Source organism: Agrobacterium sp. OT33, from assembly GCF_017313365.1.
Taxonomy (GTDB): Bacteria; Pseudomonadota; Alphaproteobacteria; order Rhizobiales; family Rhizobiaceae; genus Agrobacterium; species Agrobacterium rhizogenes_A.
Genome location: NZ_JAFLMZ010000024.1, coordinates 1 through 710, shown reverse-complemented (window position 1 = coordinate 710; position 710 = coordinate 1). Strand labels below are relative to the sequence as shown.

The window sequence follows — 710 nt, the reverse complement described above, 5'->3', positions numbered from 1 at the left end:
ATGGCAAAGAGCAAGTTTGAGCGGACGAAGCCGCACGTCAACATTGGCACGATCGGTCACGTTGACCATGGCAAGACGTCGCTGACGGCAGCAATCACGAAGTTCTTCGGCGAGTTCAAGGCGTACGACCAGATCGACGCTGCTCCTGAAGAGAAGGCTCGTGGTATCACGATTTCGACGGCCCACGTTGAGTATGAGACGCCGAACCGTCACTACGCTCACGTTGACTGCCCCGGCCACGCCGACTACGTGAAGAACATGATCACCGGTGCAGCGCAGATGGACGGCGCGATCCTGGTTTGCTCGGCTGCTGACGGCCCGATGCCGCAGACGCGCGAGCACATCCTGCTTGCCCGTCAGGTTGGCGTTCCGGCGATCGTCGTGTTCCTCAACAAGGTCGACCAGGTTGACGACGCCGAGCTTCTCGAGCTCGTCGAGCTTGAAGTTCGCGAACTTCTGTCGTCCTACGACTTCCCGGGCGACGATATCCCGATCATCAAGGGTTCGGCTCTCGCTGCTCTTGAAGATTCCGACAAGAAGATCGGTGAAGACGCGATCCGCGAGCTGATGGCTGCTGTCGACGCCTACATCCCGACGCCTGAGCGTCCGATCGACCAGCCGTTCCTGATGCCGATCGAAGACGTGTTCTCGATCTCGGGCCGTGGTACGGTTGTGACGGGTCGCGTTGAGCGCGGTATCGTCAAGGTTGG

1 protein-coding gene is annotated in these 710 nt (G+C 59.9%); it reads left to right on the top strand.

The genetic code is table 11. From position 1 onward, the window contains the following. Positions 1 to 710 (top strand): elongation factor Tu (locus JZX88_RS26005; RefSeq protein ID WP_206915184.1); only part of this gene is annotated, 710 nt, incomplete at both ends.